This is a genomic window from Marinilabilia sp. (assembly GCF_016278715.1).
Taxonomy (GTDB): Bacteria; Bacteroidota; Bacteroidia; order Bacteroidales; family Marinilabiliaceae; genus Marinilabilia.
In genome coordinates this window covers 1-16355 of the sequence record NZ_JADQBH010000315.1, presented here as the reverse complement: position 1 = coordinate 16355, position 16355 = coordinate 1, and the positions used below count along the sequence as shown (strand labels likewise).

The following is a 16355-nucleotide window of genomic DNA, read 5'->3' as shown; positions in this document are numbered from 1 at the left end:
AACGGGAATTCCGGATTCAAACCTTTACATCAACGAGCCTCATTTACGCGTCCAATGCCAGAAATGTTGGTAAAAACCTCATCCGGATTCCCTTTATACACAACAGTGCAGGCACCTGCAACATCAACCTTGAGCCGTTTTTCTGCATAAACTTCTGCTTTGGCAGCTCCAGACATGGACAGATCCAGTTCCTGCGTCTTCAGGTCAAAAGCAGATACTTTTCCCGCCCCGGGAATATTGAATTTTACCTTTTTCACCTCTCCACGAAGGTTCAAATCTGTAGCCCCAGCAAACACCCCTGTAAACTGATTACCTATCAATTCAATATCCATTTTTAAAGCACCTGCACTTTCAATTCTAAGCTCATCAAAACGGAATGGCTGGTCGGCCACGATCTTTGCCGACTCCAACACTTCAATAAATTCAATTTCAGGAGCTTTAATGACCAATTCAGCCTTATTACGGTTATTTAATGTCCTCTCCTCAACGTTTTTCACAGTCAGTACCCCATCGCGAATTTCCACAAATATTAATTTTTTCAGATCGTCATGTGCATTTATCTCCACCGAAGATACTTCAGCATTCTCCAGGCGTACCAGATAATTTCCTCTCAGCCTTACAGAAGAAAACTCCCCTGCTTTGCGTTCAAAGCTCATCTGATCAACAGAATTGCTGTAAGATTCGGGAGAATCGTACAAACAACCGGCGATTCCAACCGGAAGCAAAAGAACTGCGATCATTGTCAGGTAACGTGTCATAAAAAGTAATTTAGTCAGTAGTTTTTAATAAGTAGTCAGCAGTGGGGTTTCCATTCACTGACATACCCAAGAAACTAAAAAAGAACATTATAATAGCACATTTTAAACGGTTAATGATTTGAGCTAAATAAAAGTATTTAAACAATATATGAAACAAAAAGTGTTGAACCATTTAAGGCATATAAGCATCGCTAACCGAAAAATTCATTTTAAGGTGATTACGTATTTTGCTTAATATAAGTCCTCCGTTTTTCTTTTTACAACATATAACGAGCCAAAACCACCAACAGGCTGTAATGCTGTAAATTAACACTTTCTGTCATTGATTCGAAAACAGCCCAATTGTGCGATATCAACGTCGAACCGTCCGAAAACGGGCAAAAAGAAGGTCGGAAATCCTATTTGGATTCCCGACCTTGCAAATGGAAAAATATTTTGACTTAGCTCAGTCGCTCAAGAACAGACATCACCTCTTTAACGTGCTGACGACTATCTTCCAGCATGGCCTTTTCACCTTCGTTAAGATCGAGTTCAATAACCTTTTCCACGCCGTTTTTACCCAAAACAACAGGTACACCCAGGTAACAATCATTGATTCCGTATTCTCCATCAAGTTTAATACAAACGGGGAACACACGCTTCTGGTCACGAACAATAGCTTCTACCATTTGTGCTGCAGCAGAACCGGGAGCATACCACGCTGAAGTACCCATTAATTTCACCAATTCGCCACCACCAAACTTGGTGCGCTCAATAATGGCGTCCAGTTTGTCTTTGTTGATAAGTTCGGTTACAGGAATACCCGCAACAGTAGTATAACGTGGCAGCGGCACCATCGTGTCACCATGCCCGCCCATCAAAACAGCCTGAATATCCTTTGGGGATACATTCAACTCTTCGGCAAGGAAAGCACGATAACGCGCAGTGTCCAGAATTCCTGCCATACCAATTACCTTTGTACGGGGCAACTTAGATGTAATATGTGCCTGATAGGTCATTACATCTAGAGGATTGGATACAATTACAATAATGGCCTCGGGCGAATGCTTAATAACTTGCTCAGTAACAGACTTAACAATACCGGCATTGGTTTCAATAAGGTCGTCACGAGTCATTCCCGGCTTTCGAGGCAGACCGGAAGTGATAACAACCACATCCGAACCGGCGGTTTTATTGTAATCGTTGGTTACACCGATAGTACGGGTGTCATACAAATTAATAGGCGCTTTTTGCCAGATATCGAGAGCTTTACCCTCGGCAACACCTTCTTTAATATCAACCAGAATAACCTCATTGGCTATCTCGCGATAGGCCAACACATCGGCACACGTTGCGCCTACATTTCCGGCGCCAACAACTGTTACTTTCATAAAAACTAACTTTTGAGAGTTTATATATTTATCCAAAATTATTTTCAACCATAATCAATCCGGTGGCAAATATAAACAAGACCGGTTAATTACAGAAAAATTTCTTCATTTTTTTCGGACTTTCGAAAGTAAAATTTCAACATACCTAACCTGGACAAGCCAGAATCAAATAAATCTATACGAATCCGTCGCAGCTCCGCAGCTTTTTTCTTTTTTATCACATTATTTCTACCATTCTGCCGCCGCTCCGCGGTTATTAATTCCTAGTCTGTTGTTGACAAAACTAAAACCGCGGAGCGGTGACAGAACGGTAACTCGATTATCACAGAACCATCCAAACCATAAAGCGCCCAATATGAACGGGTTTCAGGAGGAACGTTGAAATATTTTGACAAAAAAAACACAAAAATTAGAAGTAAGGCTAAAAAAATCCTTTTACTCCGCTATACCTGAGTCAGGTCTAATAAGCATTTTTAATGTCAAACTCATATTTCAAAAAACAACCGCAATTTCTGTCGAATAAACAAGAAAGAATTGCGGTTTGTTTAAAACTTCTGCATCACTCATTTACTCAGGTGGATGCTTCAATAACTTTTCTCCCTCCTTTAATCCCTTAACCACTCTGGTCATTTGGTCATTTTCGCCATCAATCTTTATGGCCTGACGCATAATACCAAGAGAAGTTTTCTTATAAACAACCTGTTCATCCTCTTCAACAAAAACGACGTCGCGGGGCACCATTAGCTGGTCATCTATGGCCTGAATAATAAACCGGTTGGTGGAAGTCATTCCCGGCAGCAAATCAAAACGGTTCGGGTCAACCTCTATATCAACTTTAAATCCGTTAAGAAACTGACCATCAATCTCCTGTCCGATATTAGCGACTGTTCGCACCACACCATCAAATTCCTCTCCCGGAAAGGCATCAATTGTTATTTTAACAGGCATTCTCTCCCGAATTTTAGTCACATCAATTTCCTTTACATAGGTAACCGACAAAATGGTGGATAAATCCGGTAAAATGGCAATTCTCGGATCCCAGCGACTTACCATAGCGCCAACTTTCTTTTTTTCTCCATCCCATTCACGGGCATAGACTACCACTCCCCGCGAAGGAGCTTTAATAATCAGATCCCGTTTCAATTGCTGAAGCGTTTCCATTTGTCGCTCTTCCTGCCGGATGTTATCTTCAATACGAGTCACGCTTAACTCATTCTTTCTTTTTTGTTGCCGGTAGTTTCTCTTCTCCTGCTCAAACTGCCTCCGGGCCATTTCTAATTCAATGGTCGCCTGGCGCTGAACTGCCTTACTTTCATAAACCGATTGCTCCACTTTTATTTCCGCATCCAGCACATCATCGCTGCTCCTTCGGATAGCATTCCTGGCATCGGTCAGATTAAGCGAACTATCCATTTTTGCATTTTCCAAATTACCATAAAGCATATCCAGTGTCTCCTGAGTACTCTTTATGTTTTCTTCAACCTCCGAAGGATCCAAGGTGGCCACATAATCCCCTTTCTCTACTTCAGTTCCCTCGCGCACCAAATCGTTGATGGCAATACGACGTATTCTCACAGAGCGATCCATCAAGGCATCCGGAACCACAATATCTTTCGATTCATGAGCTTCCAGTTCGCCCATAGAAACCACGTAATATTCAAACCTTCCTTTCTTTACCTCCACCAATTCACTCTTATCAACAGAATCTGTCATAAAAAACCGATACCCCAGAAAAACCAGAATTAATAATCCCAGCGGAATAAGAAATAATATTTTTCGATTCATAAGCTTTGTCTATTTTAAGCTTCCGGATTATTGCTGTAACAAATGATCAAGTTCCTGAACCAGTGGTTTTGCCTCGATAAAATCGTAAAGAGTAAACTGACGCATCTGATAAAAGCTACGCCAGTACTGACGCAGGGACGAAACATAGTTGCGGCGGGCTGCATCCAGCGAGTTCCGGGCTGAGTTTAATTTTATTACATCCACTTTATCGATAAGGAAACGTTGCTTGGTAACATCATAACCACGTTGAGCAATGGTATCGGCTTTTGCAGAAATTTCCACCTGTTTTTCCTGCATATTAAATTCCATGATACGGATAAAAAAGTCCTGTTCAAAGTCAATCCGCTCCTGCTTTACGGTTGCCTCCGTGACATCACGGTTGGAGCGGGCCATTTGAATCTGGCCTTTACGGAGTCCCCAGTCGAGCAAAGGAATACTCAAAGAGACCCGGACCTGCTGTTGGTCGGCAAATGGTGAGCCATAAGCCGTGCCCACTTCATCAGCATTTTTATTAATTCCAAAATTGGCCCGTACATTGGCATTCAGGCCACTTTCCGACCTGGCTCTGGCAATAGACTGCTCGGCTTCAAGCATGCGCTGCCGAAAATCAAGCATATCGGGATTATTCTCAATAGCAAGAGCCATCGCTTTTTCAGGATTAACCTTCAATTCAGGAATTTCATCAGGAACAATACAGTTAATAACAACATTATCCTCCAATCCCAAAAAGGAACTAAGCGCAGCCCGGGACTGCCTGAGATCAACGTTTGCCCTGGTCACCTCCATACTGGCATTCAAAAGGCTCAGTTCCAGGTCGAGTAATTCGTCCTGAGTCACGGTACCAATTTCAAAACGTCCCTTTCCGATATTATACAGCGTATCCGCATTAGAGTAATTGGTTTCAGCAATTTTCAGATTTATTTCAGCTGTTACCTGCCCAAAAAAGTAATCGGTAACCTGAATGGCGAGTTCTTCCAATGATTGCAGATAATCACGCTTGGCCTTTTCGAATTTCAGAGGTTCGAGGCGTGATTCCCAACGAAAACGGTTATATCCGTTCAGTGGTTGCGAAAACCCCACGCTCACCGGAACTGATGCGTACTGAATATCCTCCTCGTCATCCAGATTCTGAGACCTTGACAAAGACGAGGTGATGTCAAAAACACCACCCGTAAAGGGCACATTTTGTCGAAGCGAAAGGGAAGCATCAGAAGTGAAGTAAGAACGCTGGCTAAAGTACTCTGTTCCCGTCTCAGAGTCAAATCTGTTAACCACAGACCTGTCGTAATCAACCGGAGTAGTCTCGAGGCTTAGGATAGGTAACCTATCGGCCCTGTAGCTGCGAAATTCCCAATAACGTGCCAGGTACATGTTTTGTGACCTGAAACTGTACAACGACTGTTCATGAGCAAGCTCTATCGCATCGTCCAGTGTCATGGAAATCCCCACTTCATTGCCAGGCTCTGCGTCAACAAAGGTTTCCTGTTCCTGTGCCCAAAGACCTGATGACAGGCACAAGAAAAATATTGACAGAAAAAAAATAAACCGCATAATTATATCAATAGATGTTAGATAATCTGATTTCAGAAGTGCAATTGTAAATTATTGTCGTAAAGATTCCACAGGATCCTGTTCCGAAGCACGTTTGGCCGGCAAATATCCGAAAACGATACCCACTGTTGCGGAAACTCCAAAAGCCACCACAACCGAAAACAAAGTAACAATGGTTTCAATATCGGCCATCACATGAATTACATGTGCCAGAACAACGCCCAGGATCACTCCAATCATTCCACCGGTGACGCTGATAAGTGTAGATTCAGAGAGAAACTGAACCACAATATCTTTTCGTGACGCACCAATAGCCTGACGTGTCCCAATTTCCCGGATTCGTTCCCAAACCGAGGCAAGCATAATATTCATAATTCCGATGCCACCAACAATAAGCGAAATACTAGCAATTGCCCCAAGAACAATATTAAAAATGTCATTGGTCTTTTGCTGCTGCTTCAATAATAATTCAGGCACAGTTACCTCAAAATCAAAAATATCGGAATGCCGGCGTAGCAACATTCGCTTTATAACATCAGCAGAAGCACTCAGCATCCCAGTCTCCTCCACCTGAACAATGATTTTATCCAACTGATTGCCCAGTTCGAAATTCTGAGCGGCTTCATCACTGTTTCCTCCACGCGAAGCCTGCTCCAATACTTCGGGGTTTATCCTGGCCCTGTCTTTAAAACGCCGAAGCATGGTTTTGACAGGTATAATAATCTTATTGTCGGTGCTGCTAATTCCCAACTCATCCGAAGCTGATGCCGTAAAATCGCGTCGTTCAATGACCCCGATTACCTGCACCCATGTTTCTCCACACTTTATGTACTCCCCAATGGGATCTTTGGTATTGAAAAAACGATTGCGGATGTTATCCCCAATAACAGCCACCGGCTTTCCACCTTCTGCCTGTTGTTCACTAAAAATGGTTCCTCTGTCAATATTGATATTCAACAACTCAAAATATGCCGGCGAAACACCTTCAAGAACCACCGGATAGCTCTTGCCTCCAAGAATGGCATGGTAATTTATGGACACCACAGGGCTTATTCTTGAAACCGTAGGAATTGTCTTTTTTATAGACTCAGCATCCTGAAGAGTAAGACCCGGTGAAAAACGGGTGGTATTATCACCCCCACCCTCTGAATTGGCATCAATGGACACTTCAGAGGGAGTCACGATAATATTATTAACCCCAACCAGTTTAATCTGTTCCAAAACCTCTTGCTGAGCCCCCCTTCCGATAGCCAGCATACTGATGACCGCTGCCACTCCGAACATAATACCCAAAGCGGTGAGAAAGGATTTCAGTTTATTGGCCAAAATGGCCTCAACAGCAATAAGAACATCATGAAAATACCGGGAAAACAAATATTTTATCCTGTTCATTGTGGCCTCCTTCCTTCCATCGGTCCTTTATCTCCTGGCCTAAATCCGGGTGGAGGTCCGGGTTTTTCAGGTTTTTCAACTTCCTGCTCTTTCCTTTCTTTTTCTTTCTCCAGGGCTTCCTGCTTCAGAAACTCATATATTTCCAGACCTTCAAATTCCAATTCATCTGCTTTGGAGGGAGCTGTGAGTGCAATTTCCATCTCTTCATCCAGGCCCTGTTCTACCACTACATGATTGGCATTTTCACTTCCGGTATCAATAATTTGTCTTACCCAGTCCCCTCTGTCACGTCGATAAACATATTGCAACGAGTCATTTCTAAACACCCCTTCCAGTGGAACAAAGCAAACATCAGCAAGGGAATCGGTTGTGATGACATTACTGGTAGTCATAGCCGGTCTTAACTCAGAGTCGGTATTATCCAGTTTGATAATTACCTCAAACACTTTTGCATCGCCATCGGGCAAAACCTGACCTATATTGGCCACTGACATTACGTGTCCATCGAAAGATTTGGCAGGAAAGGCATCAATACCGATGACTGCCTGCTGTCCTGGTTTCACTTTAGAAATATCTATTTCGTTGATGAATGTTCGGGAGATCATGGAAGATAAATCCGGTAATTCGGCGATGGTAGGCATCCATCGGCTAACCGTGGAACCTGCCTGAATTTTATTTCCAAACTGATCGTAACTGTAAATAACCATTCCCGGCTTGGGTGCTTTTACCTCCAAGGCCTCAAAAAGGGCATCTATCTCCTCTATCCGTTCCCGGCTTTTTCGAGCCTCTTCCCAGGCCCTGCCTACATCATAAGTTGCCTGTTGCTTTTTCAAGTCATAATTACGAAGAGACTGTTGCAAATCTCTTTTTGCACGCTCCAAATCAAGGCTGGCCTGACGCTGAACTGCTGGTGACTCGTAAATCGATTGTTCTACCACCAACTTTTTCTCTTCCACCGTAACTCTGGCATCCAAAAGGCCATCCCGAAGATTACTCATATTGATGTTGGTATCTATTTTGGCATCTTCGTATCCCTCCAGGGCTTTTTCCAGCTCTTCTTTAGCTTCTGTCATCAGTTCTTCGACAGCACTGTGATCCAGCGATGCCACAAAATCACCCGAATCCACCACCGTTCCCTCTTCCACAATATCGGTTACCTGAATTTCATAAATTCCCAATCGTCGCCCCGATAATGCAGATGGGACCTCAATGGAAGTCGCATTTTCGGATTGCAGCTGACCGGTGGACATTACCCTTGCTAAAAAGGAACCTTTTTGTACTGGTACTGTAATCATCACATCATCGGAAACTACAGACCGTCCCATGGACCATATCAAAAGAGTTGCTAAAATTATTATGGCGGGGACATAATAAACAGGTCGAAAAAAACGCTTCATATTGATCTACAAAAAAAATTATCAAAAGAAATTCTTATTATGTCTAATCAGAGGTAATATGACAGGTGTCAGCTTTGATGGTTTAAAGGTCAAACTTCAATTCCGAAAGGCAATCACAAGATTGAATCAGATAAAAGCCGCCAGAAACAAGCTTCTATGGCGGCTAAAAGTAATTTGTATTATATTTCCTGATCTTCAGGAAAAAACTGAAAACTCGAAGTTCGATGCAAATGCTAAATTCTAATATCAATTCTACTACTTATTCAAAACTGGAACCATCCAAAACATTCCCAAAAGGAATTTCATCTCTTCTTCCAAGGTCGGTTCCCAACAAGACACTTAGTTCTTATTTAAGAATAATCTTAGACATAAATAATTCAGCATCTAAAAGACTAGCAGTGCATTAGTTAAATAGCGTTTCAAGTATTTTACTTTCATTTTTTCTTTCTGCAGAGCAAAATTTTAACGATGCAGGAAGGAAAAAGAGATGTGAAATATGAAATAGTATTTTATGGTCGCACTACCAGTGTCAAGTCAAGTGTAGGATATCGGGTAAGGCGAAGATATTTTTTAGTTTTTGTCAAATAAACAAATGCAGGCATAGCCCTAGCTACGAGAGTCTTTTTTTATGACACAAAAACACAACAGAACGAGGCTTGGCCCAATAGGTTACGATTGACTTGACACTATATAAACGATTTCATCACATCCATCATTGATTCGGCGAGCGATTTGGCCTCCTGAGCTGAACCGGCTTCGGAATAAATGCGGACAATGGGCTCGGTATTGGATTTCCGCAGATGAACCCAGGACTCTGCAAAATCAATTTTCACCCCGTCCACCGTACTCACCTGTTCATTTTTATAATGGTCTTTTACTTTCAACAGAAGCGCATCCACGTCTACTTCAGGTGTGAGTTCCAGTTTGTTTTTCGACATAAAATAAGCTGGATACTCTTTTCGCAACTCCGAGGTCTTCTTCCCCTTCTTTGCCAGATGTGTCAGAAACAAGGCAATACCTACCAGGGCATCACGACCATTGTGACTGGCAGGATAAATGACTCCGCCATTGCCTTCGCCACCAATCACGGCATTGATTTCTTTCATTTTAGCAACCACGTTAACCTCCCCCACTGCAGAAGCGTTGTATGTTCCTCCATGTTTCTTTGTAACATCACTCAATGCACGTGTAGAGCTCAGGTTGGAAACCGTATTTCCGGGAGTGTGACTCAGGATATAATCGGCCACTGCCACCAGGGTATATTCTTCACCAAACATGGAACCATCTTCGTTGACAATAGCAAGCCGATCCACATCAGGATCCACCACAAACCCAACATCGGCTCCCTGCTTGCAGATAACCTCAGATATTTCCGTAAGATGCTCGGGCAAAGGCTCCGGATTGTGCGGAAACTGCCCGTTGGGTTGGCAGTACAGTTCAATAACGTCTTCCACACCCAATGCCTTCAGAAGAGGAGGTAGCGCAATTCCGCCAACAGAATTGACACAATCAATCGCCACCCTGAAACCGGCTTTTTTGATGGCATTCACATCTACCAGCTCAAGTGCCAGCACTTCATCAATATGGCGTTTTGTGTAATCATCTTTCTCGACAATGGTTCCAAGTTCATCAACATCAGAATACTCAAAACTCTCATCACCAGCCACTTTCAAGACTTCCACACCATCATCAGCCGTAAGAAATTCACCTTTATTATTCAACAACTTCAGAGCATTCCACTGTTTGGGGTTATGGCTCGCAGTAAGGATAATACCTCCGTCGGCTTCTTCATTCACAACTGCAATTTCGGTGGTAGGAGTCGTTGCCAGACCAATATGAATTACGTCAATGCCCATTCCCTGAAGGGTTCCCGCAACAAGATTCTTTACCATAGGGCCCGAAATTCTTGCATCCCGGCCAAGCACTACTTTGTATTTTTCTTTTTTCGATTGTTTTTTCACCCAAACTGCATAGGCAGAAGTAAAACGAACAACATCCACCGGGCTCAACCCTTCACCTGGCTTACCCCCGATAGTACCTCTGATTCCTGATATTGATTTGATTAATGTCATAATAATAGATCGTTAGATGTTTAGATGTTAGAAAAATCTTATAACATTGATTTACTGAACCTCCGCAAAAAACCATTCGAACATAAAAAATTGATTCACAAGTTCTTGAAAAGGTTAAAGAACTATTGTCATAAGATTATCGTTTTTTAAAATATAATTGCAAAAATGCAGATTATAAAACTGTTTTGCAATGAAAACATACGCAACTATTGTTCGGAAAAAGAGCAGAATTTTTCAGTTTCTGGAAAATTTACGCTTTTACTTTAGAATTTTCTTTAAACTTGGGTTCTGAATCATTTACCCAGACCCATGTATCCAATCAATATCCCAGAAATCTCTCCGAAGCACAGAACTTGTAAGATGCCCTCATCCTCCCGTCATCCTTTGTCTCATATAATTCACAATTTTAAACACCATACTATCATGAAAAAACTTTTGTTGTTTTATTGACATTTCTAATTTCCATAATTGCGTACAGCCAGGACAACACCTCCCAACGAAAAGGTCTGACTTTTAAAGGAGGCCTTCGATATCTGGGCTGGACGGATGCATCAATCCCCAATCCTGATGATTATGATGAAACTATTTCTTTTCCAGAGAACCAATACGGCAAGAGTCTAAAGGTGTATGCCGGATACTTTGTATCACGAAAATTAAGTTTAAATATTGGTGTTGGACTCGAAAGATATGAAGGCATGAGCGCCAACACCGCGCCGATGGTAATACAAGGCAATTATTATTTCACCCAAAAAAAGAACAGTTACTTTGCATCTGCAGAGATCGGAACACAGCTAACGTTCTCCTCTGATGCGCTTGATAAAGGGTATGTGCATGCATTGTCTATTGGAAAAGAAGTTGCTTTGTCGGACAAAACCGGATTAAATATTTATCTGGGATATAATTTTCAGCAATCACGTTATGAACATGAAAATAAACATCCGGACATCATTTACCTGGACAAGATTAACCGCAAAAGCTTAATTTTAGGTATTGACTTTGTAATTTTCTAATTAATACCCAGTTAGTGATGAATGATTAGTAGAGAGGAGAATCCCGAAGATATAAAAAGAATACGACAGGGGTCTGCATCAGGCGGAGCCCTGTTTTTTTTTATACAACAGGCCGGGTAATGCATTATGACAAAGAAGTAGTTTCCCTACAGAGACAGGCCTGAACTGTAGAAGACATTATGCACCAAACTCGCTTTTATATCAAATTCAAAGACTACTCCGTTTATTACGAGTCCCCACAAAAAAATGGACATAATCCGTATATGACTGACCTGGCAAGTCACTGGAAGAAAAACCCATGAGTGCAGACTCGGAAATTTATCTACCTCTCCATGTATTGTTATCCCGTTGATCAGAAAGAAATATCATCATGCTGTCGACTGCCTCGGGGGCTAAAACTGACACATCGAAAATTTTCCAATTGAAAAAAACTACCTTGAAAAAACCCTTTACGTCTCTTAGAATCCGTTACCTTAGCCAAGAATTATTTTCAAAAACGTAGCTTCAGCGCAGGATTAATCTGTGTTTAAACCTTCTTAAACGGACCATTGTTACGCCTAACCTCTAAAAAACTAATTATCTATTGAATAGGTGTATTCCCAAAATACACTAAATCATTAATTCTCCTCCCAAAATGCCCGATTAATCATTTCTTTTTTACAATTTTGTAGTGTGAAAAATGAACCGGAAATACCGGAGAAACAAACAAAAGAAAACAGATATTCAGGATGGCCAACAAAGGAAAAATCCCCGGTAAATATACCAACAACGAACGACGTTCACGAAACACCAAATTTTCAGAAAAAGCAAAACCCCGAAACATAGAGCGAAAAATATCCGGCACCAAACCACCGGAAAGCATGCGCCTCAACAAGTTCATCGCCAATTCCGGGGTCTGCAGCCGCCGTGAGGCTGATACCCTGATCACAAAAGGAGAGATAAAGGTGAATGGCAACGTCGTAAAAGAAATGGGACTGACTGTTTCAATCAACGACAAAGTTGAATACAAGGGAAAGAAACTCATTCCTGAGAAAAAAGTCTATTTATTGCTCAATAAACCCAAGGACACTGTGACCACTTCAAGTGATCCGGAAGGTCGAAAAACGGTAATCGAAATCATTCGCAATGCCTGTCCCCAGCGGGTCTATCCTGTTGGCCGACTGGACAGAAACACCACCGGTGTATTGTTGCTGACCAATGACGGTGAGCTGTCCAAGCAACTCACTCACCCCAGCTTTGAAGCAAAGAAAATTTACCATGTTTTTCTGAATCAACCATTGGCCCCCGCGCATCTTGAAAGCATCAAAAATGGAATAGAACTGGAGGATGGCCTGGTAAAACCGGATGCTGTCAATTATGTGGATGGAGACCCCATGCAAGCCGGGATAGAAATTCATTCTGGTAAAAACAGGATAGTTCGGAGAATTTTTGAACATTTTGGGTATCAGGTAGAGAAACTTGACCGGGTTTATTTTGCCGGTCTGACCAAGAAAAACCTTCCCCGCGGGAAATGGCGATTCCTGGCAGACAAAGAGGTGCGATTTTTGAAAGCAGGAATCAAGACCCCAAAACCGGAGAAATGATTATGCAAACTCTCTGCGGGTTTAAAACAAAAAACAAGGAATTTTCCTTAACATAACCTACATCTTAAAAATTGCGATTTCAATGTATCGCCACATCAAAAATGTAATACTAATTCTATTTCTCATCTGGGGATTTGCCATTCCGGCACATTCCCAGACAGAAGGAACGCTTACTGATGCAAAAACGGAAACCCCAATTCCGTTTGCCAATATTGTATTTCAGGATGGAAAATCCGGCACCATTACCAATCTTAAAGGAGAATTTATAATTCCTGCCGACGCCGGAGATTCTGTATTAGTCAGCTGCATTGGTTATCATCCTGCCTTCTTTAATACCAGTCCAAACGACACCCCAAAACAGTTCCGGCTGGAACCACAAACCATCGAACTTCAAGGCATTGATGTATATCCCGGAGAGAATCCCGCACTTAACATCATGCAGAAAGTCCTCGAAAACAGTTCCAAAAACAATCCGGATCTGGCAAGCGATTATTCCTGTATTGTTTACCATAAAATGGCTTTCAGCCTTGATATTGCTGATTCTATAAGTGTCCCGGACAGTTTGGAACAAAAATTTATCGACTTCAACCGAAATAATCATATGCTTCTGATGGAATCGGTATCAGAAAAAAAACATATGGTTCCTGATAAAACCACAGAGAAAATCATCTCCGGAAGAGTAAGCGGTTTTCAGGATCCTGCACTAGCTATTCTTCCCGGTCTGATTCAACCCTTTGGATTTTATTCCCCCCAGATAGAACTAATGGGCATTGAACACCTCAATCCCATCTCAAAATCAGGATTGAAAAACTATTTTTTCCTGTTGAACGATACCATTATCGAGAATGGAGATTCTTTATTTTACATAACCTATCAGCCCAGAAAAAAAAGCAACATCAAGCCGTTGACCGGTTCGTTTCACATCCACAAAAAAACTTACGGAATAAGGTATCTGAAAGCAAAGTCAGATCTTCCATCGTCTCCTTACATCACAGATATCAGTCAGAGCTATAAACAAACAGATTCACAATGGTTCCCTTCGGAACTTAAGAGTCAATTGATCATAAAACCCGGGGAAGGTTTCAATTCGCTGCCCTATGCCATGGTAGGAGATGCAAAAAGCATTGTAACGGCCATCAATTTAAACCCAACGCTCAGTCCAAAAGATTTTTCCAACGTGGTTTTGGAAGACAAAATGCCCAGAGACACAGGACATATAAAGATTCTGAGATATGAACCCCTAACCGCAAAAGATTCGTCAACTTATCATTTATTGGATAGCCTTGGAAGAGCCAACAATCTGGATAAAATTATCCGGCTACAAAAAAATTTAATCAGAGGTTACATTCCCGCAGGTTCGTTTCGGCTTGAGTTGCAACATCTAGTAAATTACAACCAATTTGAAGGATTAAAATTGGGCCTGGGCTTGTGGACTGGTCCTGAAATTACTGAAAACTTTTCTCTCGGCGGATATTTCACGCATGCATTCAACACCGAAAAAAACAATTACGGAGGGGGTATCAAATGGCGTCCGCAAAAGAATAGTCAAGCCCTTATCGATTTGATTTACAGCCACGACATGCACTCCACAGGAATCTTTAATTTCTACCATGGAAATCGGCTGAGCCTTAATCAGCAACTCGAAGAAATTTCAGTGGCCATCAAAGACCGGGAAGAAAAGTTTTATATTGGCGTCGGAACGAAGCTAAGAGGGCCTGTTTCAGGAAAAATTTTCTTCACCAGATCGGATGTTACCCCGGTTCGTCTTTACCCCTTCATTCCACTGTCAGTATCACCAGAAGCCCCATTCCAAACCATAGAAGCAGGAATTAAGCTAAGGTGGGTTCCCAACGAACAAATGACCAGTACTGCCTTTGGCCTCCTGCCAGAGCCTTCTGATGGACCCAAAATATGGCTGAATATCATCAGAGGAACAGAGCAGCAAAATGGTCACAACAATTCTTTCACTAAACTGGAGGGGCAAATAGAAAAAACATTCCGTACGGGCCCTTCAGCAAAAACAAAACTTCGTTTTACCGGAGGACTCATAGAAGGCTGGGCCATTTCAAGCAACCTTTACAGCTATTTTGGCACTTTTGCCCCAGTATCAATAGAGGTACCGACTCTTTTTGCGACAATGGCCCCAAACGAATTCGCAGCAGACAGATTTGCAATGGCAACTTTGGATCATAGAATTGCCTTGCGTCAAAATAGACCGGGAACCTTTAAACCGGAAATCAATTTCTCAACTAAAGCCGGGTGGGGCGTCGTAGAAGCTGACTACCTCCTGCCCGTTACCTCATTCGAGAAAGGGTTCTACGAATCAGGAATTCTCTTTGATAATTTATTGAAAGTACTATTTATTAAATACGGGCTGGGCGTGCACTACCGTTACGGCCCTTATCAAAAAGAAAAAGACATCGATAACTGGAGTTTCAGAATGTCCATCAGCTTTTCCTTGTAAAAGTCTTACTTCTGCATACTGGCAGTTCCCCATGAACTTTCTTTCAGCTTATTTGCTTTATTTCCAGGAGACAAAATAGTGTTCAACAATAACCTTTTAACATCTGTGATATGGATTTAAAAACAGAGAACCTGAAATATCTGGTAACAGGAGCCAGTTCAGGTCTTGGCAGGGCTGTTGCCAAAGCCTTACTTGAGAATAAAGCACACGTATTTATTACTGCACGAAATAAAAAGGCTTTAGAAGAGTTAAAGTCAGACTTCCCTGACCATGTGACAATGCTGGCGGGAGATATTACTAACCATGAATTCATCATCAGTTTAAAAAAATCATTGCCAGATGACCTTTATGGAGCATTTATTAATGCAGGAGGACCACGTGCTGCAACCATCCCCGAAACAACTATGAACGACTGGGATACAGCTTACCAGCTGGTGCTAAGATGGAAAGTAGAACTTTCCAAACACATACTCCCTATATTTAAACAAAACAACCGTGGTAGGTTTCTCTTCAGCGAAAGTGCTTCCGTAAATGGTCCCATTCCGAATCTGGTCTTAAGTAATTCATTCCGAATGGCCGTAGTGGGATACATGAAAACGATGGTGAAAGAAGTTTCAAACAGCGACATCACTGCCAATGTTATAGCTCCCGGTTATCATGATACATCTGCAATCGACCGTTTATTCCACAAAATGACGGAGCAGGAAAATATTTCCATTGCAGAGGCGAGAAAAACACTTGAATCAAAAATTCCCGTTGGCAGACTTGGTCGCGCAGATGAATTTGCATCTTTGGCCGCATGGCTGCTGAGTCCCCAGGCAGGATTTGCTTCAGGACAAGTATTTACGCTGGATGGAGGGGAAGGTAGATAAATTCTCTTCCCTCCTTCCTGTGGGAGCTGTGGGAGCCCTCCCCCCCCAACAAAAAAAAGCCGCTCCAGAAACTGGAACGGCTTTTTTGACTTTAAAAAGTC

At 42.1% G+C, this 16355-nt stretch carries 11 protein-coding genes; 4 read left to right on the top strand and 7 right to left on the bottom strand.

The annotated features are described in order from the left end of the window. Nucleotides 1–29: 29 nt before the first annotated feature. From QZZ43_RS19075 to glmM, 7 genes are all read right to left on the bottom strand, one after another. On the bottom strand, nucleotides 30–758 hold the full coding sequence (locus QZZ43_RS19075; RefSeq protein ID WP_291862645.1) for a head GIN domain-containing protein: 729 nt from the start codon (nucleotides 756–758) through the stop codon (nucleotides 30–32). Between the two features lie 440 nt (nucleotides 759–1198). Continuing rightward, the gene (gene mdh / locus QZZ43_RS19070) at nucleotides 1199–2128 is read right to left on the bottom strand and encodes a malate dehydrogenase (protein WP_291862643.1); all 930 of its coding nucleotides are present in this window, start codon (nucleotides 2126–2128) and stop codon (nucleotides 1199–1201) included. A gap of 567 nt (nucleotides 2129–2695) precedes the next feature. Further along, nucleotides 2696–3913, bottom strand: a complete 1218-nt coding sequence (locus QZZ43_RS19065) for an efflux RND transporter periplasmic adaptor subunit (protein WP_291862641.1) — start codon at nucleotides 3911–3913, stop codon at nucleotides 2696–2698. A 27-nt stretch (nucleotides 3914–3940) separates the two neighbouring features. Beyond that, a complete protein-coding gene (locus QZZ43_RS19060; RefSeq protein ID WP_291862638.1) occupies nucleotides 3941–5464 on the bottom strand; it encodes a TolC family protein in 1524 nt (507 codons plus the stop codon). Between the two features lie 51 nt (nucleotides 5465–5515). After that, entirely contained in the window at nucleotides 5516–6856 is a 1341-nt protein-coding gene (locus tag QZZ43_RS19055; RefSeq protein WP_291862636.1) for an ABC transporter permease, read from the bottom strand. After that, nucleotides 6853–8181, bottom strand: coding sequence for an efflux RND transporter periplasmic adaptor subunit (locus QZZ43_RS19050; protein ID WP_291862633.1), 1329 nt, complete (start codon nucleotides 8179–8181; stop codon nucleotides 6853–6855). Before QZZ43_RS19050 ends, QZZ43_RS19055 begins: the two co-directional genes overlap by 4 nt. A 758-nt stretch (nucleotides 8182–8939) precedes the next feature. After that, nucleotides 8940–10325 carry a phosphoglucosamine mutase gene (gene glmM / locus QZZ43_RS19045; protein ID WP_291862630.1) on the bottom strand — a complete coding sequence of 462 codons (1386 nt, stop codon included), beginning with the start codon at nucleotides 10323–10325 and terminating at the stop codon, nucleotides 8940–8942. A 446-nt stretch (nucleotides 10326–10771) separates the two neighbouring features. Here glmM and QZZ43_RS19040 point away from each other — a divergent pair, with 446 nt between their 5' ends. From QZZ43_RS19040 to QZZ43_RS19025, 4 genes are all read left to right on the top strand, one after another. Then, entirely contained in the window at nucleotides 10772–11335 is a 564-nt protein-coding gene (locus QZZ43_RS19040; protein WP_291862626.1) for a hypothetical protein, read from the top strand. Nucleotides 11336–12063: 728 nt separating this feature from the next. Beyond that, nucleotides 12064–12918, top strand: a complete 855-nt coding sequence (locus tag QZZ43_RS19035; protein WP_291862624.1) for a pseudouridine synthase — start codon at nucleotides 12064–12066, stop codon at nucleotides 12916–12918. Between the two features lie 82 nt (nucleotides 12919–13000). Further along, nucleotides 13001–15382, top strand: coding sequence for a DUF5686 family protein (locus QZZ43_RS19030; protein WP_291862622.1), 2382 nt, complete (start codon nucleotides 13001–13003; stop codon nucleotides 15380–15382). 110 nt (nucleotides 15383–15492) lie between these two features. Next, entirely contained in the window at nucleotides 15493–16254 is a 762-nt protein-coding gene (locus tag QZZ43_RS19025) for an SDR family oxidoreductase (RefSeq protein WP_291862620.1), read from the top strand. Nucleotides 16255–16355: the final 101 nt, after the last annotated feature.

Coding starts and splice junctions, on each gene's coding strand:
- QZZ43_RS19035 (WP_291862624.1), top strand. CDS start 12,064: ATGGCCAACAAAGGAAAAATCCCCGGTAAATATACCAACAACGAACGA.
- QZZ43_RS19075 (WP_291862645.1), bottom strand. CDS start 758: ATGACACGTTACCTGACAATGATCGCAGTTCTTTTGCTTCCGGTTGGA.
- QZZ43_RS19055 (WP_291862636.1), bottom strand. CDS start 6,856: ATGAACAGGATAAAATATTTGTTTTCCCGGTATTTTCATGATGTTCTT.
- QZZ43_RS19065 (WP_291862641.1), bottom strand. CDS start 3,913: ATGAATCGAAAAATATTATTTCTTATTCCGCTGGGATTATTAATTCTG.
- QZZ43_RS19060 (WP_291862638.1), bottom strand. CDS start 5,464: ATGCGGTTTATTTTTTTTCTGTCAATATTTTTCTTGTGCCTGTCATCA.
- QZZ43_RS19050 (WP_291862633.1), bottom strand. CDS start 8,181: ATGGGACGGTCTGTAGTTTCCGATGATGTGATGATTACAGTACCAGTA.
- QZZ43_RS19030 (WP_291862622.1), top strand. CDS start 13,001: ATGTATCGCCACATCAAAAATGTAATACTAATTCTATTTCTCATCTGG.
- glmM (WP_291862630.1), bottom strand. CDS start 10,325: ATGACATTAATCAAATCAATATCAGGAATCAGAGGTACTATCGGGGGT.
- mdh (WP_291862643.1), bottom strand. CDS start 2,128: ATGAAAGTAACAGTTGTTGGCGCCGGAAATGTAGGCGCAACGTGTGCC.
- QZZ43_RS19025 (WP_291862620.1), top strand. CDS start 15,493: ATGGATTTAAAAACAGAGAACCTGAAATATCTGGTAACAGGAGCCAGT.